Origin of the sequence: Shewanella sp. NKUCC05_KAH, assembly GCF_019345585.1 — a bacterium.
GTDB lineage: Bacteria > Pseudomonadota > Gammaproteobacteria > Enterobacterales > Shewanellaceae > Shewanella > Shewanella oncorhynchi.
The window spans coordinates 1-502 of the sequence record NZ_JAHKQZ010000054.1; the positions used below are offsets into that span (position 1 = coordinate 1).

The 502-nt window shown below is 39.0% G+C and carries 1 protein-coding gene; it reads left to right on the forward strand.

From position 1 onward, the window contains the following. Positions 1-464 (forward strand): hypothetical protein (locus KO533_RS22435; RefSeq protein WP_219256194.1); only part of this gene is annotated, 464 nt, incomplete at its 5' end. Positions 465-502: the final 38 nt, after the last annotated feature.

Sequence of the window (502 nt, forward strand, 5' to 3'; positions counted from 1 at the left end):
GTTATAGGTCAATCATGAAGAAGTGTATTTTTACTCTGTTAGTTATTTCTCTATTTGGTTGCGCTACAAATAAAGAGTCTTTGTCTAGCGACGCTCATGTATTTAACCTAAATGGTAAAAATATGAGCGTCTCTGAAGGTTTGCTTTCAGAGGTTCGTGAGAAATGGAAAGGTAATGGGAGTCGTATTGTTACAAGCAGCCTGCTAAACGAAGCTGATGTGCAATGGTCTCTAGACTACATCGCTCTAATGGAGGCCATTAACAGTAAAGAGTGCAATTCACTTCAAGTACTCCAAACTAGAAAATATGATCCTATCAAAGACATTGACTCAACAGGGGCCAATATAGAGCCGGGGTTATTCGACTATGTTTGGGTGGTTCAAGTCTGTGATGCTCAAAGAAATTATCGGTTAGTAAATCAAAAAGGAGATAAGTCATTTACACTTTATCCACTAAACCTATAACAAGTTTATCAACGAACGCCACTTCGTGGCTGGACAGC